Genomic DNA, 22,187 nt, shown 5'->3' on the forward strand with positions numbered 1-22,187 from the left:
CACCCCGCCAAAGGCGCAGTGGTTAGTATGATATTCGTTATTTAGCGCCAGTGATTAGCGGTAAGCTTCATTTTTAGTCACGGAATAACGGCCACTACCCAGTAGCATGATAGCGACACCACCGAGGAAATACATAGCTTCGTTTTCCAAACCCCAGGCACCGACTTGGGTCAGGGTAAAGAATTTCCCCGTACCGACCATTAATACTGCAACCAACAGGTTAACGGCGTAAACGAACGCCGCAGGGCGGGTAAACAGACCAAGAATAATCAGGATCGGGGTGACAATTTCGCCGATGTAAACGCCATAGGCGACAAAACTGGGGATGCCTTGCGCCTGTAAAGACGCGGCTATCCAGCTGGTGCCATGCTGAATTTTGGCTACACCATGAAATAACATCAAGACACCGAACGTTAGGCGTAATAGTAGTTTGCCGCCGTTAGGATGGTCTGTTAATCGAGTGAACCAGAGATTAAGTGTTGCGAGCATATATATCCTTATTAAAAAAGAAAATAACCGGATAATAACTAGGATTAATTACTCTCAGTATCGTCAGATAAATCTTATTTGCCTAGCGGATAAATCTGACGAAGTGTATCAAAAAAATTGATATAAACTAATTCTCATTACCATTAGCAATATTCTATTTCTGAATAAGTCATGCTATTCATACAATGAAGGCGCGCCTTCTGGCCGGGTCTTAAAACGCCGGTGTAGCCACATATATTGGTCGGTGGCTTGGGCAATCTCTTTTTCGACCACTTTATTCATAAACGCGGCCGCCGCCACTTCATTATCTACCGGGAAGTTCTCTACCGCGGGTTGCAACAGCAGTTGATAACCTTTGCCATTAGGTAAACGACGCGGCGTGAAAGGAATAATTGCCGGTTTACCCATACGTACCAGCAGGTAAGTCCCAGTGGTGGTTGCCGCTTGATCGACAGCGAACAAGGGCACAAATACGCTGCTGCGCGGACCGTAATCGTGATCCGGCGCATACCAGATAATTTCGCCTTGTTTTAGGCTGCGGATCATTCCTTTCAGATCTTTGCGGTCTAACATGGCTTTATTTGAACGCATCCGGCCCCAAGTCTGCATCCAGTCCATGGCTTTATTATCATGCGGGCGATAGACACCGATGCCCGGATTGTAGATTCCGAAGATGCGGGCACCCAGTTCCAGCGTAAGAAAATGCAAGCCGATCAATAAAATCCCTTTGCCTTCCTCTCGCGCTTGTTGAATGTGCTCTAGACCACTAACGCTACACCAGCGCTCAATGCGCCAGTTCGGCCAAAACCAAGCCATGCCCGTTTCAAATAACCCCATCCCCACCGATTCAAAGTTCTTAACCAGCAGTTCATCGCGTTCAGCCTGTGGCATATCAGGAAAGCACAACTCGAGATTACGCTGTGTTATCCGTTTACGCCGTTTGAGAAAACGCATAGAAAAGCGGCCAAGGGAGGTACCCAGGACATAGATAACCGGGTAGGGGAGCAACACCAATAGATAGAGGATACCAAGGCCAAGCCAGGTCAGCCAATAACGAGGGTGTAGCAGTGAGCGTTCAAAAGAAGGAACTTGCATATCTGTTCTCTGCGTTATTGTAATTCAGTCGGACAGTTAACTATTTACTCTTGATAGCGGACATGTGGTTCTTTAACGAACCTCAATAGGCAGTTGCCGGTCATCCATACCAACGTATTCATCTGTCATTTAAGGTAGACTATTGTGACATTTTTAGTGGCTTACAGGAAAACAGACCGCACCAAAAAGCCATTTTTATGCCTTTTGGTTGAAGTTTCCGCCGATTAAATCACCTATCTGATGGTTAAATAACCATGATTGAATTTGGCTATTTGAACGGATTCAGTAAGCTGACTAACTCAGCCAGACTGCTAACCGCCATCTTTTCCATTACTTTAGCCCGATGCACTTCTACGGTTCTGACAGACACACAAGCTTTGTCGGCGATATCCCGATTAATCAAACCCTGCATAACCCATTGCGCAATCATCTGTTCCCGTGGCGTCAGCGAGGCATAACGCAGTTGTACCTGTCGGCGGGCCGTCAACTGCTCTGTGTGCTGCAAGCCCTGCTGTAAGGCGGTAATCAGCGGCGCTGTCGCGACTGGTTTTTGTAAGAAATCAACCGCCCCCAGTTTCATCTGCTCAACCGCCTGCGGCACTTCTCCATGGGCGGTAAGGAATATGACGGCCAGCGTGCTGTCTCGCTGGCGCATCTGGTTATAGACTTGCGTACCATCTAGCAGCGGCATACGAATATCGAGCAGTAATACACCAGATTGATATAAATCAGCCTGGGCCAGGAAACACTCACCGTCATGCCATACCTTCACTTTGTAACCCAGGCTTTCCAGCAAAAAACGGCAAGCGTCGGTGACGGCAATATCGTCATCAAGTAGATGAATCAGTGACAAGAGTAAGCTCCTTGCTTGGGTTAAGTGGCAGTGTCAGGGTAACGCGTAGTCCAATCTTATCATTGGCGGCCAGGTGGTTAAGTAGTGCCAGATTTCCGCCCTGGCGACAGATCAATCGCTGGCAAATGACCAGACCGAGACCGAGGCCATCACTTTTGGTGGAACGGAATGGGGTAAAAGGTTGGTTGAGCTGTTCGGCCGTCAGGCCACCGGCATCATCTTGCAAAATTAATATTGCCACATCGGCTTGCTGATAAGCACTGAACCATAACTGGTGGGCACCGGCCTGCAAACTGTTAGTGATCAGATTACACAAGACCTGATCGAGCAGCGTGGGCGGTAAATGCAGCGCTAATGATGCTTCGATATCAGTGTGCAACGTGCAACACGGCGCGGGATTGGTGGCTGCCAGTAACTGCCAGAGGTGATTAACCAGGGCAGGCAATGGCTGGCAGGTGGCAGAGCTGTTCGTGGCAGGCTGTTTTCCTGCCCACAGCCGTAAGTTAGCAATGGTATCAGCCCCGCGTTGGGCCTGATGGCTGATTTGATTCAAAATGGGCAGTAATGAGTGATCAGCCTGTTCCCGTTGCAGGCGAATAGCGCAGCCATCGGCGTAATGCTGAATAGCGCTGAGCGGCTGATTTAGTTCATGAGCAAATCCCGCGGCCATCTCACCGAGAATACTCAGGCGCTGAGCTTGTTCCAACGCACTTTCCCTAGCCCTAAGTTGCTGGTGAAGTTGCTCCAATTGCTGGCTGCGACGGCGCACCAGAAACGCCACCCAGATATGATTGGCCGCGAGCAATAACAGAATCACCGCGATGGCGACGATCAACAGCCGATGCTGTTGCGCCCAATCAAGAGTTTGTTGCCAGAATTGCGGCTGTTGGGGATGTTGATTAATTGAACGTAATAAACTTTCGACCTGACTGGTGGAGGAGGGCGCACCCCATTGTGGTGTTTTGTCACCATCGGGGCTGAGCAAAATCCGCGTAACATTATCGGCTAATTCATCCGGTACCTGTGATAACGCGGCAAACGACCAATTCGGGTATAACTCGCTGCTGCTCAGGCATGGAATGGCGGTTTTCTTCGCCAATAGCGGCTTAAAGTCAGCAGTATGCGCTAATCCTTCTGCCTGCATATCTTCCAGCAGGCAGGTAGGCACAATAGCCGCGGAGATAGCGCGATCACGCAGCAGATAAATTAACGCATCCACCGGGAAGCCAGAAAAATGCAATTGAAAATCCCGTTCTGGTTGCAGCCCCGCATCGCGTAGCACTTTGTATCCTAATAAGTAACCGCCAAAGGCATCGGGAGAGACGGCACCAACGCGTTTGCCAATCAACCCTTGGGGATTATGGATATCACTGTCCGCGCGTACCAGAATAACACTACCGATCACATTGCGGCTGGTGCTGTCTGGCTCATGACTGGAACGCAAAGAGACCAACCAACGCAGAGGATAGTGGTTATCAATTTGCACATATTGTGCCGGATTGGTCAGCAGAAAATTAACTCGGTTCTGCTGCACCGCACTTTTCATCGCATTTAAATCCAAGGGTAATAACTGAAAGTGCTGCCCAGGCAAGTGCTGATTAAGGCGATCGGCCAACGGTTGCCAATGTGCTAGCGCCTGAGCATCACCGCGTAATGCCAGCACGCCAATGGTCCAATCATTGGCATGGGCGGTTGAAAACCACCAAAACAGCACTATCACCAGCCCTCTGAAACTCATGCATGTTCCTTTTTATGATCCCCGTCGCAGTGCGCAATTGTCCTGGATCAAGTCCTTAAAGGGAATGTGGAAAACCACAATAGGGCTTCTGCTCGTCGATTTCTACAATCCTTGAATTAAGAGCATTGTTATTAAGCAGATGAGAAGAAAAATGGATCAAGGAAAAAGAGCATTTCTACAGCGGCTCGGGGTGTTAACTGCTGGCGCAGCATTGGTGCCATTGGCGGATGCGGGCTGGCGGATGGAACCGGCACGCAAACAAGGTGATATCAAACGGCGCTACGCCATGTTGATTGATTTGCGCCGCTGTATTGGTTGCCAGGCATGTACTGTCAGTTGCGCGATTGAAAACCAACTGCCACAAGGCCAGTTCCGTACCACAGTTAATCAGTATCAAATTGCCCTGTCTGGGGCAGAAAGTGTCACCAATGTATTGCTACCCCGCCTGTGTAACCACTGCGATAACCCGCCTTGCGTGCCAGTCTGCCCGGTACAGGCCACTTATCAACGCCAGGATGGCATTGTGGTTGTCGATAATACCCGTTGTGTTGGTTGTGCATACTGTGTTCAGGCTTGCCCGTATGAAGCTCGTTTTATCAATCACAGTACCCAAACTGCGGACAAGTGTACTTTTTGTGTTCATCGTCTGGATGTTGGATTGCTGCCTGCTTGTGTGGAGTCTTGTGTCGGCGGGGCGCGGATTATCGGTGATTTACGCGATGGCAACAGTATATTGCGCCAAATGCTGCTGCAACATGCCGCTGACATCAAAGTGCTGAAACCGGAGCAAGGCACTCACCCTCAAGTGTTTTACCTCGGGCTAAATGACATTTTTACCCGACCATTGCAGGGCCAACCCGCGCTCTGGCAGGAGGTACACCCATGATCCGTGAAATTTTAGCCCGCCCACAAGATATCGCCTGGTTGCCTTGGGCGGTGCAGTATTTCTTTTTCATCGGACTGGCTTGTAGTGGCGTGTTGTTTGCCTGCTGGCAACGGATGTTCTCTCGCCATCAGCAGAATCCATTGGAGTTTGCTGCACTGATGTTAGCGGCGACTGCGGTGGTGGTTGCGCCATTGGCGCTCAATGCGGACCTACATCAACCGGCCCGCGTCTGGCACTTCTATGCCCACTTTACGCCGTGGTCGTGGATGTCATGGGGATCTCTTTTCTTACCCTTGTTTACCCTGCTGGTGTTGTCCTATTTTCTGGCGCTGACCTACAGCCGATTGCGGGCAAAACCATTAGCGCGATTATTGACAGGATTAGCCGGACTCTGTGCGTTTTCTGCTATCACTATTTTGCTCTATACCGGCCGCGAGGTGTCAATCCTGCGCGCCCAACCCCTGTGGTTTAGTTTATGGTTGCCACTGTTTATCTTCCTGACGGCCTGGCAGGCGATCCCGCCTTTACTGGCTACCTGGCTATGGCGTGAGCCGCACTATCAGGTGTCATTGGTGCGCTGGCAACTCATCAATTTAATGATGCTGGCGTTGGTTACTGTGCTGTGGGCCAGTGGTGATAATGCCTCGGCACAAGCTCTGCGCTACTGGGCTATGCATGCCCAGACTCTGGCAGCATTTCCTGTGGTGCTGTGGCTATTGCTTTTGGCAATGGCGCTGTTCAACAGGAAAAAAACCTTATCAAGCGGGATGGTAGTGGCTCAGGCACTGGCAGCCCTGACGTTGTGTTGGTCGGTACGTTGGCTATTGCTGATGCACACTCAAACGTTGCCTAAATACAATGTGTTAACCAATCCCTATTCGTTGCCGCTGGGGAGTGAAGGATTGCTGGCCGTGGTGGGTACATGCGGATTATGGATAGCGGTGATTATTGCTAGCCGTGAAGGTGTCAGATGGCTTGAACAACAATTCTCAAGTGAAAAAATAGTCTCAAGTGAAAAAACAGTTTCAGGCGAGAAAACAGTGGAAGGAGAAATGCATCATGGCTAAGTCTACACGGCGTCAATGGTTAAAAGGCAGTTTAGCCTTGGGCGGAGTAGTTGCATTTGCTGCCAGTTATCATGCTGTGGCACGCAAAACATTGGCTGGCCTGATTGATGGTAGTGCCGGAAAGCTTACACTCGATCCTGTTAGTGCCAACGCATTAGCACCAGAAGGACGTATTGGGCAGCAGTGGCAGGCCAATCCGCAACAAGCGGTTTCAATGACACAATGTTTTGGTTGTTGGACCTTGTGTGGCTTACGGGTGCGAGTCGATACCCAGCACAATAAAATCCTGCGCATCGCCGGTAACCCTTATCATCCGTTGTCTCATGACCACCATTTTCCGTATCAGTTACCACTAAGTGAAGCGCTGCAACGTTTAGGTGGAGAGTCAGGCATGGCCGGGCGTTCAACGGCCTGCGCGCGCGGCGCGACGCTATTAGAGGGGGTCGATAGCCCTTATCGTATTACCGAGCCAATGAAGCGCGCCGGGCCACGGGGCAGTGGCAAATGGCAGCGTATCAGCTTTGAGCAATTGGTGGCGGAAGTGACCGAAGGCGGTGATCTCTTTGGCGAGGGGCCGGTTGAAGGGTTGCGGGCTATCCGTGACCTGATTACCCCCATTGATACTCAGCAGCCCTCATTGGGGCCGAAAGCCAATCAGTTACTGGTGACTAATGCCGGTGATGATGGGCGCGATGCTTTTATCCGACGCTTTGCTCATCAAGCGTTCGGCACTAAAAATCTCGGTAGCCACGGGGCATATTGTGGTTTGGCGTATCGTGCCGGTTCAGGTGCGTTGATGGGGGATTTAGATAAAAATGCCCATGTTAAGCCAGATTGGGATCACGTCCGTTTTGCCCTATTTTTGGGGACGTCGCCCGCGCAATCTGGCAACCCATTTAAGCGGCAAGGGCGTCAGCTAGCCAATGCTCGCCAGCGTGATGATTTCAATTATGTGGTGGTCTCCCCCGCGTTGCCACTGACAACCACATTGGCTAATCAGCATAACCGCTGGGTTCCCGTGTTGCCGGGGACGGATGCGGCACTGGCAATGGGGATGATTGGTTGGATTATCGAACAGAATCGTTTTAACCACACTTATTTGTCCGTTCCCGGTGAGGTCGCCATGCAAGCGGCGGGTGAGCGCAGCTGGACCAATGCCAGCCATCTGGTGATAACCACTGAAACCCATCCCTTGGCAGGCCAGTTCCTACGTGCCAGCCAGCTAAGTGGTGAGTCAGTGGCCGAAGCTGAAGAGAGTCCGGTATTAGTGCAAGTGGCTGACGGTACATTGCAGCCTGCTGCACTAGCATTACACGCTCAATTGTTCGTCATGCGCGAAGTCACCTTACATGATGGTCAAATTGTGCAGGTGCAATCAGGTATGGCGTGTTTGCGGCAAGCGGCAGAGCGTTTTACTCTGACAGAATACAGTCAGCAATGCGGCGTCCCAGCAGAAACGATGGTTGGTTTGGCGAAAGAGTTTACTGCTTACCAGCGTCAGGCGGCGGTTATCTCCCATGGTGGCATGATGGGGGGTAACGGTTTTTATACCACCTGGGCGGTCATGATGCTCAATGCCCTGATTGGTAACTTGAATCTTAAGGGTGGGGTTTCGGTTGGGGGTGGCAAGTTTGATGGTTTTGCTGATGGTCCTCGCTATCAGTTAGCCACTTTTGCTGGAATGATAAAACCAAAAGGCTTACCGCTATCGCGCAGCAAGCAGTCCTATGAACAATCGCAAGAGTATCAGCAAAAGATTCAGCAGGGTCAGCCTGGCTATCCGGCCCGTGGCCCATGGTATCCCTTTGTCGGTGGGCAATTGACCGAACAATTGGCACCGGCATTGGCAGGTTATCCCTATCCGCTTAAGGCATGGATTAGCCATATGACTAATCCGCTGTACGGGGTCGCGGGGCTGCGTAACTTGATTGAGGCGAAACTACAAGATCCACGTCAATTGCCGCTGTTTATTGCCATTGATGCTTTTATGAATGAAACCACCGCATTGGCTGATTATATCGTACCGGATACCCATAATTTTGAGAGTTGGGGATTCAGTGCGCCCTGGGCCGGGGTACTGGTAAAAGCCAGCACGGCCCGCTGGCCTGTGGTGACATCACGTACTGCCCGCACGGCTCAAGGCGAGCCGGTGGCCATGGAGAGCTTCCTGATTGCAGTGGCCAAGGCATTGCAATTACCGGGGTTCGGTGCCAATGCGATGCAGGACAACCAGGGAAACAATTTGCCGCTGGAGCGGGCCGAGGATTACTATTTACGGGCCGCGGCCAATATTGCTTATGGCGGTGAAAAACCACTGCCACCAGCCTCTGATGAAGAACTGAAATTAACCGGCGTCGATCGCTTATGGCCCGACTTACAACGCAGTCTGCATATTGATGAGCAGCGCCGAGTGGCTTACCTGTTGGCGCGTGGTGGGCGTTTTGCGCCTTATGAGAAAAGTTGGAATGGCGATGCCACCGGGCCGCAGTGGAAAAAACCACTGCAAATCTGGAACGAAAATGTCGCGCAACATCACCATGCGATTACCGGCGAGCGTTATAGCGGCTGTCCGACTTGGTATCCACCTCGTCTGGCAGACGGTTCCGATGTCTTTACCCATTATCCGGCAACTGACTGGCCTTTGCGCTTGATGTCCTTCAAGTCTCATCTCATGAGCAGTTCTACTGCGATGATTGAGCGTTTACGCGCGGTCAAACCCACCAATTTGGTGGCGATTAATCCAACCGATGCTCAGCGCTACGGGATACAGCACGGTGACAGTGTGCGCCTGATGACCCCCGGTGGTCAGATGGAGGTACAGGTAAGTTTATTGGATGGTGTTATGCCTGGTGTGGTTGCTATTGAACATGGTTATGGACATCGCGAGATGGGTGCCAGAACACATTCGTTGGATGGTGTTACCATGGCGTCAGACCCGCGTATCGGTCAGGGGAGCAATCTGAATGACTTGGGGTTTACTGATCCAACGCGAGAAGTCCCCAATACCTGGCTGGATTGGGTCAGTGGTGCCGCGGTCCGGCAAGGGCTACCAGCCAAATTGGAAGTGATTAGCTAGCAGGCTATCAATTTTGACTTAAATCCCTCTCAATTGAAGAGGGATTTTTATTTCTGCGTTATGATATTTCCGATGTATAAATGAGTTTCATTCATTCTTATCGGAGAGCCGTCGATGGCAGTAGCAAGACTCAGTGCGGGTTTATTGGTCGTCGGTGGCATATTGGGTTATATGGGGGCTTACTGGCAAACCCTCTCTTTGCTGATTGCTGCCGGAGTTGCCTTACTCACTGGGATCGTTCTTTCCGCTTTTACTGATAGTGATTACCGCTAAAGATGTTACGCAGTAATGTTTCAGGTATTATATGCGCCGCACGGGCTGCCCGTGGTGAAACATCAATTCTATTGTGCAATGAATTAACGTGATTAGCCGTCTAATGAATTACCTAACCCATTGAGCAGAAATTAAATTTTTATCAGTAACCTCTTCGAAAGACAGGAACGTACACCATGCCAGTGTTACATAACCGAATTTCTAATGAGGAACTTAAAGCGCGCATGTTGGCTGAAACCGAACCGCGCACCACAGTTTCTTTTTATAAATATTTCACTCTGGAAGATGCCAAAACCTTCCGTGACGACCTCTATAGTCAATTTGTTAAACTCGGCGTGTTTGGTCGGGTTTATGTGGCTAAAGAGGGGATCAATGCACAAATCAGTGTGCCCGCTAATCGTTATGATGAGTTCAAAACCGCGTTGTTTGCCGCACATCCTGCGCTGGATCAGGTGCGGCTGAATGTGGCTCATGAAGATGATGGGAAGTCATTCTGGGTGCTGCGCATGAAAGTTCGCGAACGCATTGTGGCGGACGGTATTGATGACGAGAGTTTCGATCCCAGTAATATAGGACATTATCTGAAGGCCGATCAGGTCAATCAGATGATTGATGATCCCGATACTTTGTTTGTTGATATGCGCAATCACTATGAGTACGAAGTGGGCCATTTCGAAAATGCTATTGAAGTCCCTTCTGATACTTTCCGTGAGCAATTGCCAATGGCGGTTGATATGCTGCAACATGACAAAGAGAAAAATATTGTTATGTATTGCACTGGCGGGATTCGCTGTGAGAAAGCCAGCGCCTATATGCTGCACAATGGCTTCAAAAATGTTTATCACGTTGAGGGCGGTATTATCGAATATGCCCGTAAAGCAAAAGAACAGGGGTTGCCGCTGAAATTTATCGGTAAAAACTTTGTTTTTGATGAGCGGATGGGGGAGCGGATCTCTGATGATGTGATAGCCCACTGCCATCAGTGCGGTACACCTTGCGACACGCATACCAACTGTAAGAATGATGGCTGCCACTTACTATTTATTCAGTGTCCGACCTGTGCGGCAAAGTTTGCTGGTTGCTGTAGTGATATCTGTCAGGAAGAGCTGAAGTTGCCGCAGGAAGAGCAACGGTCCCGCCGTGCTGGGCGCGAAAACGGCATCAAGATTTTTAATAAATCGAAGGGATTGTTGCAAACTACCATGCACATTCCGATGCCAGAAAAGAGCACAGATAAAAAATAGTCGTAGGGTTAACCTACTGGATGTACTATTAAAGTTAGACGTTGTCGGTTATTTTATTCGATAGCGTCTTTTTTATGCCATTTTTAGAGCAATGGCGATTCCAATACAAGGATTGATAATGACAATACCTGGAGTGAGTAGCCAAGGGCTACGGTTAGTCACGATGCTGGCTATGCTGGTGGTGATTATGGCGGGAATTAAAGCGGCATCGCCGATCGTGGTTCCATTCTTGTTGGCTATATTTCTTGCTATCGTATTAAACCCTTTAGTGAAACTGTTGGAGAAAATAAGAATTCCCCGCACCTTAGCTATTGTCTTATTGGTTAGCATTATTATTTTACTCATGGCATTGCTCTTTAGCCGCCTGGGTTCTTCATTAAATGAGTTTGCCCGCTCGTTGCCGCAATATCGTGGCATGATGCTGGAAAAAATGCGCGACCTGCAAGAGTTTGCAATGCGCTTTAATATTGAGTTCTCGGTGGATGACATTATGAAGCATGTTGATCCTAGCACCGCGATGAACTTTGTGACCCGTCTCCTGAGCCACCTTTCTGGTGCCATGGCTAGTATGTTCTTGCTGCTGATGACGGTGGTCTTTATGTTGTTTGAAGTGGAACGACTGCCTTATAAAATGCAGTTGATGTTTGATAACCCAGAGCAAGGGAATGCGATTCTCAAGCGTGCACTAAATGGTGTCACTCATTATCTGGTGATCAAGACGGTTATTAGCATTGCGACGGGGATTGTTATTTGGTTATTCCTGGCAGCGATGGGGGTCAGATTCGCTTTCCTTTGGGGGCTACTGGCTTTCGTCCTCAATTACATTCCTAATATCGGCTCCGTATTGGCGGCTATCCCACCCATCGTTCAGGCACTGTTGTTTAATGGTTTTGCTGATGCTTTTGCCGTTACCTGCGGGTATATTTTGATTAACCTGATTGGTGGCAATATTATTGATCCACGGATGATGGGGCGTGGTTTGGGTCTATCAACCTTGGTGGTGTTCTTATCCTTGATTTTTTGGGGGTGGCTACTCGGGCCGATTGGTATGCTGCTTTCCGTTCCATTAACCATTATTGCCAAAATAGTATTAGAGTTAACACCAGCCGGTTATAAAATCGCCGTGTTATTGAGTGATGGCAAACCGGCCAAGGTAGAGTAGTGCAAACTGCGGATATCGTATTTATTGCTGGGCCACAGGTGGGAAGCTATCTGGTGGCCCGGCCAGAAGAGGTAGAGAAAACGCGTTAATAGAAAAAGAAATAAATATCCAGAGCTAACAGAATCAGCCACAAGCAGATATAGAGCAGTAGATGTTCCCGTACATTATTGATAACCATCGATAGCAATTTATTTAACATGCAGGGTGCCTGAGGCTAGAATCATCGTCCATTATAAGGATTTTTACTTTTATAAACAATAAGCTGGCAGGCTAAATTCCTGAGTTACAGCATGATAAAATAAATCATTTCTTGGGATAATATGGGCATTGTGGTGCGAATGGAAAAGATTGATATGTATTGGTGATATTAAGTGAAATGTAACCGATTCTTTAACTGTAAGCGATAACTCACTATATTAATCCGGTTACATTATTTGTTAAGAACAAAAATCATATATACAGAAAATTTACTGAAAGGGAATGATCCCTTTATTGGGCCTCTCTATACACCAACGCCTTAGTATAAATATTTAAACACATTGTAAATAAAGCATAATTCCAAACGGTTTCTGACTTTTATTTTTTCGGTAATATGCCGTTTATGCGAATAAACTGTACTGTCACTGATATTTAACTTCCTGGCAATGCGGTAATTGGGCATCTCCATCATCCAGTAGCACATGACTTTATGCTCTTGTGGACTGAATAGGGATGCTGGACAGGGGGGATGTGGCTTACCGATACCCTCACTTGAAAAGTCCGATAGTCTTTGTAACAACGCCGGTAAGCGTCTTTTAGCCAAAATAGAGACAGAATCTGTCAGGGGTATCGGCGTTTCACTAAACGGATATGACGCATCCAGATAAATATAAACTTTAGCCCGCAGACAACAACTCAAAAATTGTGCTAATAATGGGCAATGTCCACCATAGCGACAATATTGGGTAAGGTTAACAATAATGACCTCAGGATCAAACTCATGAACAGCTAATGTAGCCTGTTCCACCGTAGGAACATCCATTAAATCGAGATATGAAGCGTTATTTAAATAAGTATTTACCCCTGATCGGGTATAAAAACATTCATCGATAATTAATATTTTCATGTGGCATACATCCTTGTCTAACAGCAACCATACCTGGCCGCATACAAGGATAAAGTAATCCCCTGATGCCTAAAACGTCAATTCGGGATTCACGATTGTTTTTAGCGGCTTTTACGAATATAAGACTCTGCTAATTATTAAATTTGCGGCGTTTTATATTAATAATGAAGTGAAAATGAGAGCGAGATATACCGATGACTGAAATAAAAAGAAACAGTCATCGGTAACAATCAAGTGCTGAACTCGCAGGTTACCGCATTACGGTTTGGCGAAGCGGGATAGCGAAAAGGCTGAAATATCAATAGGTGAGGGTTTATCTTGTGCGAAGAGCGCAGCGACTTCCCCCAATGCAGTTGCAAACTTAAATCCATGGCCACTTAAGCCTGTTACCACCATGATATTTTTGTTATCGGGTAATGTATCGATGATAAAATCTTCATCAGGGCTCATGTCATAACTGCATGCCGCGCCGTGCAGACAGACACCCACTCCCGGTAGGAAGTTACGTAAAAAGCCAAATACTTCGGTTCCATCCTCGGCATAACTGCCAAAGGGCTTACGTTGTGCCGCCGTTTCAATAGGCTGACCACCATTATGTTTGCCTAGTTTTAACTCGTCATTTTGCGAGGGGAAGCCGTAATAATGGATATTATCCGGTGTCTCGACGGTGAATGCCGGGAAATGATTCCCTTCGCTATAGCGGCCATCGGCATGGTGCCATGAAAACACTTTACGTATGGCGGTCACCGGTAATTTGGGTAACAGCTCTTTGATCCAGGTTCCGGCGGTGACAATCACTTTCTTAGCACTGTAGGTACCGTCTATAGTCACGACATCTACACCACCATCCAGCGGTTCGATAGCAGTAACCGGACAATTGAATAAAATACCGCAGCCTGCTTCTGTGACGGCTTTAATCAGCGTTTTAATCGCCAATTCAGAACGTAGATAACCTGATTGCGGTTCGAACACTCCAATATAATTATCCGGTACGGTAAATACCGGCCACTTTTCACGGATCTGGACCGCGTTTAAGGTTTCAACCGGCAAGTTATATTGTTGAGCGCTGTGCTGCGCATTTTGCAGGAAAATAGAGTCATCTGGCCCAAGATTAAGCACGCCACTGGCCTGAAATAATGATTCACCTGTTTGAGCTGATAACTGGTCCCACAATGTTTGGGCACGCAAAACTAAGGGAACATATTTCTCACCTTCGCCATAGGCATGGCGAATGATCCGTGTATCACCATGGTGACTGCCTGCTTGATGAGGCGGCATGGCACTGTCAATCATCAGTACGTTTAAACCGGCTTGTGACGCATAGTAACCTGCGGCAGAGCCGACCGAACCGCTACCAATGACAATTAGATCATAATCCATATTTTGCATCCCGGGGAATATCGCCACCTGGCTTTTTCAATAGGGTTTGTGCTAGCAATGTGTATTTATCGCGGCAATAACCCGAACGATTTAAATTAAAGGTAGCAACAGTGCTGATAAAAATTAAAACGATAGTAATAGCACGGGACCGAGAGGAGAAAAAGCGCTGTTAGCCATAGGGGGGTGGGAATGGTTAATAAAAAGGCACTAAGTGATATTCACTCGTGCCTTTTTTGTCGAACATTAAACTCGTTTTCTGGTGGAAAAAATTAATGTTTACGGTGATCGAGATCTTGATATTCCGATGACTCAATTTTAGCAATGCCTGCTTCTAAGATATTTATTAATTGGCGTGCAACATCGGTGGTTAACCAGAGCGTTCTATCAACCAGCGCATCTTCTGGCGGTTGATCCATGGAAGACAGGTAATGAAGACGTATCATCATAGCGTCGTATACATCTACAGTGCTGATATCCCAGCCTACAAGCGGGTGAGTCTGAATAACTTCATCATTTCTGTCCATAAAGACCCCTTATATAGTAGTTACTGACTGGAGTGACTAATGAGGATCAATGCGGCTCATTATCAAGTGAGCTTTTTCAGTATACGCAACCGCCGATAAATTTGGAGATTATCGCAAGATCTTTACAAATTATTTATTTTATGATGATTTGTTAATCAACAATAAATGGGTTAAAAGAAGTGGGTGAGTAAAGGAAGTTTAGACGCTTATATAAAAAAGCCGAGGAGCGACTCCCCGGCAAAACAGCATTACATTGGGTTACTCCGCGTCGAACCAGTCGTCAGCGCTTTCCCATATTTCTTGTAATATTTCAGAGATCAAATCTTTATCTGTTTTGGCACCACCTAAAACGGAAAGATTATTTGCTCCGGCATAACGTACTTGTACTGCGGTGGTGGTGTCCGGGAATTTGGTGTTGAGTCTTTTACTCAATTCATGGGTTAGTGCTTCGATAGCACCTGCGGGTAACGGGTTTTTTTTATCAATACTCACTTCAACACGCATATTTGGCCCTCCGAATATTTATACTGGTTATTTATACAGTACAAATATTCAGGTTGCAAGTGACTGATATAAAAATCGTCGCTGTAAAGGGTTAGCCCCTACAGCGGCGGTTATCAGCTTTTAACTGACCAATTGATAGTCTGACCGGCCAGGAAAGGAATCACCGATTCATCCCCTAATGGGATCTCTTCTGGTTGTTGGAAAGGGGCCTTAACCAATTCAACAATGTCTTCGTTAATCGGCAAACCATAGAAGCGTGGACCATTTAATGAACAGAATGCTTCAAGATGCTGTAGCGCATTCATCTCTTCAAACACAGTAGCATAAGCTGGCAGCGCTGATGGTGCGTTGAACACGCCAGCACAGCCACAGGATGACTCCTTACGATGTTTGGTATGGGGAGCGGAATCGGTTCCGAGGAAGAAACGGTCTGAACCACTGGCAACGGCCTGGCGCAATGCTTCTTGATGCGTGCTGCGTTTCAATATTGGCAGACAGAACAAGTGGGGGCGAATACCACCGACCAGCATGTGATTGCGGTTAAACATCAGATGCTGCGGGGTGATAGTTGCACCAAGGAAACGATTGCCTGCCAGCACGTAATCGGCCGCATCTTTGGTGGTTATGTGCTCGAAGACAATCTTCAATTCAGGGAATTGACGACGTATCGGTTCCAGAATCTGTTCAATAAAGAGTGCTTCGCGATCAAAAATATCAACGGCAGCTTCTGTTACTTCACCGTGGATCAGCAGCGGCATACCTATCTTTTGCATTTGCTCAAACAACGGGTATATCGCCGGGATATCGGATACACCATGATTTGAGTTGGTCGTAGCATTCGCTGGATACAGTTTTGCCGCAGTAAATACGCCTTGCTCAAAGCCGGTGGTCAGTTCTTTGACATCAAGTGTATTGGTCAGATAACAGGTCATCAATGGCGTGAAGTTATGCCCGGCAGGTACTGCGGCTAAAATTCGTTCCCGATAAGCGATAGCACTGGCAACAGTCGTAATTGGTGGAGCCAGATTGGGCATGACAATGGCCCGGGCGAACACCTCGGAGGTATAGGGCAGCACGGTACTGAGCATTTCGTCATCACGTAAGTGAATATGCCAGTCATCCGGGCGGCGAATTTTCAGGGTTTGGGGTTGTGCAGTCATTCAACTAGCTCCGCAGTCATGATGAGATATTGGGGTTTTTATACTGTTTCCGGCGGGGTCTAAGGATAAGCGGAAAGTGCGCAGGATGCATCTGATTGTTAGGGTTAAGTTGAAAACAAGGCAAAAAGGGCATCTTATAGAGGGGCTCGGGATAAAATTGCCCGTTAGGGTGAGCTATTGATTAGCAGTAAAATACGCTAATTGAATGTACAGCATGGGAGAATAACTATGGAAGTCCGTGTCATCGCCAGTTTAGTGGCAAAACCTGAATTTATTGATGCAGTAAAAGAAGCGGTTCATTTGGTAATAGAACCGAGTCGTGAGGAGAAGGGGAATCTGCAATATGATCTCCATGCCGAAAGCGACCAGAAAGGTTCTTTTGTGTTTTTCGAACGCTGGGCATCTGATGATGCATTGGAAAAACATAATAAAACCGAGCACTTCAAAGCGTTTGTCAAAGCTGTTGAAGGCAAACTGGAAAACCTCGAAATAAAGAAACTGAAACAGATAGCCTGAGAGTGATCTCTGGTTAAAGATATCACCAATATAAAAAAACCCGCCTGATGGCGGGTTTTGTCTTTGCAATGTCTGGTCGGAATAATATTACATTTATTCGACAGATTGCGGTTTTGTTGCCGGCGCGGTTGCCTGAGTTGCCGCCGCATGGCCACCAGCAGAACCTTTACCTGCAAAATCAAAGACTGGACGTTCCCACTGACCTTTAGTCGGTGACTCTGGCGCGTAATCCGGTGCCGGTGCTTTGGTCATCGGTGCTGAAGCGTAATGTTTGAACACCACACCTTCAGGATGAGCGATAGCCGACTGTTGTGGCACAACAGCAACAGGAGCCTCAACCACAACCGTGTCACTTACACTAGCTTCGACAGCGATTTCTTCAATCAGCGGTTCTTCAATTGTCGATGTTTCAACAACGACTTCGGTCACTGCCTGTGTTTCAGCTACAACCGCGTCTTCCGCCAGTGTTTCAACAATAGTTGTTTCAACAGCAGCAGTTTCAGCAACAATGGTTTCTTCCACCACCGCTTCTTCAGCAGTTGTATCCTCAATTACCGTTTCCTGAACCACAGGTTGAGCGGTAGTTTCCGCAACGTCAGTTTCTTCAACGTCGGATACTGCTTCAACCGCTGCGGTAGTTTCAGCTTGCACCACCTCAGCGACAGCTTCAACGGTTGGTTCTACAGCAGTTGGCTCAACGGCAACAGGTTCTACAACCACTGGCACGACAACAGGAGCACGGCCAGGAACGGCTGCGGCTGAAGATGAAGAACCACCTGGTTTATGTTGCGCAGCAGGTGTCGGAGTGACAGTTTCAGTCACGGCGACGACGACAGGTGCGGCAACAACTGGGGCTGCTACAATCACGGCCGGAATATTAACCGGAGTCTCTACTGCGGCAACTGCTATTGGCAATTGTTGTTCAACCGGGTTTTCTACAAAAGCAGGTTCAACTGTTTGAGCTACCGGATAACGGACCCACACTTTGCCTGAAGCCATTTCTGGTGAGGCGAAAGCGCCGGCCAGTGGCATAGCAGATTGTGTCGGGTAACGCTCATCACGATAGCGACGGCGACGCTGACCACTGACGCGCAGATGACGAGGTGAACGGCGTGAACGACGTGGCATACCATTTTCATTATTGGCATTGCTAACGTGAGTAGCTTCATCATCCGCTTGAACAGTAGTTTGTGGCAGTAATTTCACTTCTTCCTGCACAACTGGCGCTGCAATGCTTGCTACCGGTGCACTAACAGGATTTTCCTGGGCTGCATTTTCCAGCACATTCAGCTCATCATTGGCAGATTGAATACGGACTTTCTGATTCAATTGGCGGCGTTGACGACGCTGCATAACCTGTTGGCGTTCTTCTTGCTCAGGTTGCACATCTTCGACCACAACACTGACGGCGGCGATTTCTGCTTTGACTTCCTGTGGTGCCTGACGTTTATCATCCTGGCGACGGCGCTGACGATCACCGCGACGCTGTGGTTGCTGCTCGTCACGTGGCGCTTTATCCGTTTCAACAACGTCAGTTTGTGCTTGCGGCGCAGCAGTTTGCGCAACTGGACGCTTGTTGCGACGCTGATCTTCACGACCTTCGCGGTTCGCATTGTCACGACCACTGTTGTCACGGCTATTGCTATCACGGCCACTGTTGTCACGTGTGCTGTTATCACGGCCTTCACGTGGTGTACGGTCGCCTCTCTCTTTGCGGCCATTGTTCTGGCGACGAGGATTACGACGATCATTACGGCGGTTTTCGGTGGTTTCGGTTTTCTCGACCTCTACCGGTTTAACTTCTTCTTCCGATGTGCCGAATATACCTTTTAGGCCACTGAACAAACGGCTAAAGAAGCCAGGCTGTTCTGACGTAGCAGCAGATGCGGTTACTTGCGGCGCAACGCTTGGTTTAGCACTGACGCTAGCAGGTGCGGCTTCCGGTGGTACTTCGGTTGGCAGAGAGAAAGTCGCCAACGCTGGTTGTTCTGGGCGTTTACGCTCAATCGTTGCTTCTTCTAACGGCTGCGCCATTTCTGCTTCATGCAGTTGTGGTAGCAGGTAGCTGAGAGAAGGAACCTCTTCGCCTTTACGTACCCGAAGAACAGAATAGTGCGGTGTTTGCATCTGATCGTTTGGCACGATCACCGCACGTACACCACCTTGACGTTTTTCAATGGCGTTGACTGATTCACGTTTTTCGTTGAGCAGATACGACGCAATCTGTACCGGTACAATGGCGTGAACTTCATGGGTATTTTCTTTCAGCGCTTCTTCTTCAATCAGACGCAGAATAGAAAGTGACAGTGATTCGTTGTCACGAACGGTACCGGTACCGCTACAGCGTGGGCACACGTGGTGGCTTGACTCACCCAGTGACGGGCTAAGACGCTGACGGGACATTTCCAGCAAGCCGAAGCGAGAGATTCGGCCAATCTGGATACGGGCACGGTCTTGGCGAACAGCATCACGCAGGCGGTTTTCAACTTCACGCTGATGGCGCACTGGTGTCATATCGATGAAGTCGATAACAATCAGACCACCGAGGTCACGCAAACGTAACTGGCGGGCAATCTCATCAGCGGCTTCAAGGTTGGTGTTAAACGCGGTTTCTTCGATATCGCCACCACGTGTTGCACGCGCGGAGTTGATATCAATTGCCGTCAGGGCTTCGGTGGTATCAATAACGATAGAACCGCCGGAAGGCAGACGCACTTCACGCTGGAACGCTGACTCAATCTGAGACTCAATTTGGTAGTGGCTGAATAAGGGGATTTCACCACTATACAATTTGATTTTGCTACTGAAATCCGGGCGACCCAGAGCGGCGATATGCTCTTTTGCCAGTTCGAGAACTTTAGGGTTATCGATCAGGATCTCGCCGATATCCGGGCGCAAATAATCACGGAAAGCGCGGACAATTACGTTACTTTCCTGATGGATTAAGAATGGCGCAGGGCGACCTTCAGCGGCTTTTTTAATCGCATCCCAATGCTTGAGGCGGAATGACAAGTCCCATTGCAGTGCATCAGCAGATTTGCCAACACCAGCAGTACGGACAATCAGACCCATGCCATCAGGCAATTGCAGGGAGGATAGGGCTTCTTTCAGTTCGGTGCGGTCATCACCCTCAATGCGACGGGAGATACCACCGGCACGTGGGTTGTTCGGCATCAGAACCAAATAACTGCCTGCCAGGCTGATGAAAGTTGTTAGTGCGGCACCTTTATTGCCACGTTCTTCTTTATCAACCTGAACGATAACTTCTTGGCCTTCGCGCAGCACATCTTTGATGTTTGGGCGGCCATGAGAGGAATAATTACTAGGGAAATATTCGCGAGAAATTTCTTTTAGTGGGAGGAAACCATGACGTTCAGCGCCGTAATCAACAAAAGCGGCTTCCAGACTGGGTTCGATTCGGGTGATTTTGCCTTTGTAAATATTCGCTTTTTTCTGTTCATGACCTGGGCTTTCAATATCCAAATCATACAGCCGCTGTCCATCTACAAGGGCAACACGCAACTCTTCTTGCTGAGTTGCGTTAATCAACATTCTTTTCATCTTTAACTTACTCGTTATTTTTACATTGGCGTTAGAACTGCGGGCAAAATAACCTCTATGGCCGGGTAAACCGATGACCCCGAGTCTTCTAGCAAAGCCGTCAACCTCACGGTTGTCGCCTGCATAGGGGCGCATTATTTCGGTAAGCCTGTGTTTCTTTCTGAAAAACAGCGCTTTTATATAAAGGGGCGCTTCTGAATATAAGACAACAGAGCAGACCCACTTGCCGGCCAAGCTGCAACCCGCAGCCCGCTAATTGCTTGATTTCACATTACGTCTTACGCCATTGCTGCGTTTTTGTGTGATCAGGCAAAGTTTATTATTCCACAAGTCTCTTGGTCTAACGAGAATCAACGCAGAATTAGTGACATTATTCCATTGCTGACACTGATATAGCAAGATGACTTTACCTGTCTACGTAAAGATTCTTTTACTGTTTTCACAGCGTTGGCGGCTATCGTTGTCTTATTAAACAATAAATGCGCGCAAACGTTATCTTTAAATAGTCAGACTGACAGTTAAGCACAGAAAAAGGGGTGGCGCTAATTCCTCGGTGTATTTAGAATCGCGCACCATGAAAACGAATAATCCAGTAGTACAATTAATCACCATTTCTGCCGACGAAGCCGGTCAGCGGATCGATAACTTTTTGCTCACTAAATTGAAAGGTGTGCCAAAGAGTATGATCTACCGCATCGTGCGCAAAGGTGAGGTTCGCGTTAATAAAGGGCGCATTAAGCCAGAATATAAACTGGTTGACGGGGATGTGGTCCGGGTACCGCCAGTGCGCGTCGCTGAGCGCGAAGAGGTTCAGGTCTCTGCCAAACTTGATAAAGTTGCGGCGTTGGCCGACTGTATTTTATTTGAAGATGACTATTTGTTGGTGTTGAACAAGCCTTCTGGCACGGCGGTTCATGGTGGCAGTGGTTTGAGTTTTGGTGTTATTGAAGCCTTACGTGCATTGCGCCCCGAAGCCCGCTTCCTTGAATTGGTTCATCGCCTTGACCGTGATACCTCTGGTGTCTTATTGGTAGCGAAAAAACGCTCTGCGCTGCGTTCTTTGCATGAGCAACTGCGGTTAAAAGGGATGCAGAAAGACTATTTGGCATTGGTTCGTGGTCAATGGCAATCTCACTGTAAAGCGGTGCAGGCACCTTTGTTGAAGAATATTATACAAAGTGGCGAGCGAGTGGTGAAAGTCAGCAGCGAGGGCAAACCGTCAGAAACGCGTTTTAAAGTTGAAGAGCGCTTTGAGCATGCAACGCTGGTCAAGGCCAGCCCGATTACTGGTCGTACTCACCAGATCCGCGTACATGCGCTCCATGCGGGTCACCCGATTGCTTTTGATGATCGCTATGGCGACCGTGAATTTGATCAACAATTGCAAGGAACCGGGCTGCATCGTTTATTCCTGCACGCGGCGGCATTACGTTTTGAGCATCCCAATAGCGGTGAAACTATGCGTATTGAAGCGCCACTGGATAATCAGCTACGCCACTGTTTGTTGATATTACGAAAGAAAGCAGCAGAAAAATAAATTGCCGCAATAAATAA

19 protein-coding genes are annotated in these 22,187 nt (G+C 48.3%); 8 read left to right on the forward strand and 11 right to left on the reverse strand.

All coding sequences use genetic code 11. The features are described 5' to 3' along the window. Positions 1–54: 54 nt before the first annotated feature. From V1956_RS11245 to ttrS, 4 genes are all read right to left on the reverse strand, one after another. Entirely contained in the window at positions 55–489 is a 435-nt protein-coding gene (locus tag V1956_RS11245; protein ID WP_083158503.1) for a DoxX family protein, read from the reverse strand. 174 nt (positions 490–663) lie between these two features. Further along, complete coding sequence (locus V1956_RS11250) at positions 664–1,584, reverse strand: Kdo(2)-lipid IV(A) acyltransferase (protein ID WP_420074961.1); 921 nt, start codon at positions 1,582–1,584, stop codon at positions 664–666. Between the two features lie 268 nt (positions 1,585–1,852). Then, positions 1,853–2,437 (reverse strand): tetrathionate respiration response regulator TtrR, encoded by a 585-nt coding sequence (gene ttrR, locus V1956_RS11255; RefSeq protein WP_420071096.1) that lies wholly within the window; start codon positions 2,435–2,437, stop codon positions 1,853–1,855. Next, positions 2,415–4,175 carry a tetrathionate respiration histidine kinase TtrS gene (gene ttrS / locus V1956_RS11260; RefSeq protein ID WP_372559288.1) on the reverse strand — a complete coding sequence of 587 codons (1,761 nt, stop codon included), beginning with the start codon at positions 4,173–4,175 and terminating at the stop codon, positions 2,415–2,417. Before ttrS ends, ttrR begins: the two co-directional genes overlap by 23 nt. A 151-nt stretch (positions 4,176–4,326) precedes the next feature. On the opposite strand from ttrS, the gene ttrB reads away from it, so the two are divergent. The 6 genes from ttrB to V1956_RS11290 all read left to right on the forward strand — a co-directional run bounded on the left by ttrB (position 4,327) and on the right by V1956_RS11290 (position 11,883). Then, positions 4,327–5,061 (forward strand): tetrathionate reductase subunit TtrB, encoded by a 735-nt coding sequence (gene ttrB, locus V1956_RS11265; protein ID WP_372559287.1) that lies wholly within the window; start codon positions 4,327–4,329, stop codon positions 5,059–5,061. Then, on the forward strand, positions 5,058–6,128 hold the full coding sequence (gene ttrC, locus V1956_RS11270; protein WP_420071094.1) for a tetrathionate reductase subunit TtrC: 1,071 nt from the start codon (positions 5,058–5,060) through the stop codon (positions 6,126–6,128). Before ttrB ends, ttrC begins: the two co-directional genes overlap by 4 nt. Continuing rightward, a complete protein-coding gene (ttrA, locus tag V1956_RS11275; protein ID WP_442825126.1) occupies positions 6,121–9,204 on the forward strand; it encodes a tetrathionate reductase subunit TtrA in 3,084 nt (1,027 codons plus the stop codon). Before ttrC ends, ttrA begins: the two co-directional genes overlap by 8 nt. Before the next feature lie 114 nt (positions 9,205–9,318). Continuing rightward, positions 9,319–9,477: a hypothetical protein gene (locus tag V1956_RS11280; RefSeq protein ID WP_372559284.1), complete on the forward strand. Its 159-nt coding sequence runs from the start codon at positions 9,319–9,321 to the stop codon at positions 9,475–9,477. A gap of 176 nt (positions 9,478–9,653) precedes the next feature. Continuing rightward, positions 9,654–10,721, forward strand: coding sequence for an oxygen-dependent tRNA uridine(34) hydroxylase TrhO (gene trhO, locus V1956_RS11285; RefSeq protein WP_372559283.1), 1,068 nt, complete (start codon positions 9,654–9,656; stop codon positions 10,719–10,721). A 118-nt stretch (positions 10,722–10,839) separates the two neighbouring features. Then, positions 10,840–11,883 carry an AI-2E family transporter gene (locus V1956_RS11290; protein ID WP_372559282.1) on the forward strand — a complete coding sequence of 348 codons (1,044 nt, stop codon included), beginning with the start codon at positions 10,840–10,842 and terminating at the stop codon, positions 11,881–11,883. An 85-nt stretch (positions 11,884–11,968) separates the two neighbouring features. Here V1956_RS11290 and V1956_RS11295 read toward each other — a convergent pair whose 3' ends face one another. The 6 genes from V1956_RS11295 to pyrC form a co-directional block, all read right to left on the reverse strand. Then, positions 11,969–12,082 (reverse strand): DUF2770 family protein, encoded by a 114-nt coding sequence (locus tag V1956_RS11295; protein WP_005183270.1) that lies wholly within the window; start codon positions 12,080–12,082, stop codon positions 11,969–11,971. Between the two features lie 318 nt (positions 12,083–12,400). Beyond that, the gene (locus tag V1956_RS11300; protein ID WP_372559281.1) at positions 12,401–12,988 is read right to left on the reverse strand and encodes a response regulator transcription factor; all 588 of its coding nucleotides are present in this window, start codon (positions 12,986–12,988) and stop codon (positions 12,401–12,403) included. Between the two features lie 258 nt (positions 12,989–13,246). Beyond that, the gene (gene solA, locus V1956_RS11305; RefSeq protein WP_442825127.1) at positions 13,247–14,368 is read right to left on the reverse strand and encodes an N-methyl-L-tryptophan oxidase; all 1,122 of its coding nucleotides are present in this window, start codon (positions 14,366–14,368) and stop codon (positions 13,247–13,249) included. 269 nt (positions 14,369–14,637) lie between these two features. Beyond that, positions 14,638–14,892, reverse strand: a complete 255-nt coding sequence (bssS, locus tag V1956_RS11310; RefSeq protein ID WP_032813201.1) for a biofilm formation regulator BssS — start codon at positions 14,890–14,892, stop codon at positions 14,638–14,640. Between the two features lie 258 nt (positions 14,893–15,150). Continuing rightward, positions 15,151–15,396 carry a DNA damage-inducible protein I gene (gene dinI / locus V1956_RS11315; protein ID WP_145557180.1) on the reverse strand — a complete coding sequence of 82 codons (246 nt, stop codon included), beginning with the start codon at positions 15,394–15,396 and terminating at the stop codon, positions 15,151–15,153. Positions 15,397–15,509: 113 nt separating this feature from the next. After that, positions 15,510–16,556, reverse strand: a complete 1,047-nt coding sequence (gene pyrC, locus V1956_RS11320; RefSeq protein ID WP_420071091.1) for a dihydroorotase — start codon at positions 16,554–16,556, stop codon at positions 15,510–15,512. A gap of 228 nt (positions 16,557–16,784) precedes the next feature. On the opposite strand from pyrC, the gene V1956_RS11325 reads away from it, so the two are divergent. Further along, positions 16,785–17,072 carry a putative quinol monooxygenase gene (locus V1956_RS11325; RefSeq protein WP_372559278.1) on the forward strand — a complete coding sequence of 96 codons (288 nt, stop codon included), beginning with the start codon at positions 16,785–16,787 and terminating at the stop codon, positions 17,070–17,072. Between the two features lie 93 nt (positions 17,073–17,165). Here the strand turns inward: V1956_RS11325 and rne are convergent, their stop codons facing one another. Continuing rightward, the gene (rne, locus tag V1956_RS11330) at positions 17,166–20,633 is read right to left on the reverse strand and encodes a ribonuclease E (protein WP_442825128.1); all 3,468 of its coding nucleotides are present in this window, start codon (positions 20,631–20,633) and stop codon (positions 17,166–17,168) included. A gap of 574 nt (positions 20,634–21,207) precedes the next feature. Here rne and rluC point away from each other — a divergent pair. Then, positions 21,208–22,170 (forward strand): 23S rRNA pseudouridine(955/2504/2580) synthase RluC, encoded by a 963-nt coding sequence (gene rluC / locus V1956_RS11335; RefSeq protein WP_372559277.1) that lies wholly within the window; start codon positions 21,208–21,210, stop codon positions 22,168–22,170. Positions 22,171–22,187 lie beyond the last annotated feature (17 nt).

The sequence above is a fragment of the Yersinia sp. 2540 StPb PI genome (assembly GCF_052217165.1).
In the GTDB taxonomy this organism is placed as follows: domain Bacteria; phylum Pseudomonadota; class Gammaproteobacteria; order Enterobacterales; family Enterobacteriaceae; genus Yersinia; species Yersinia enterocolitica_E.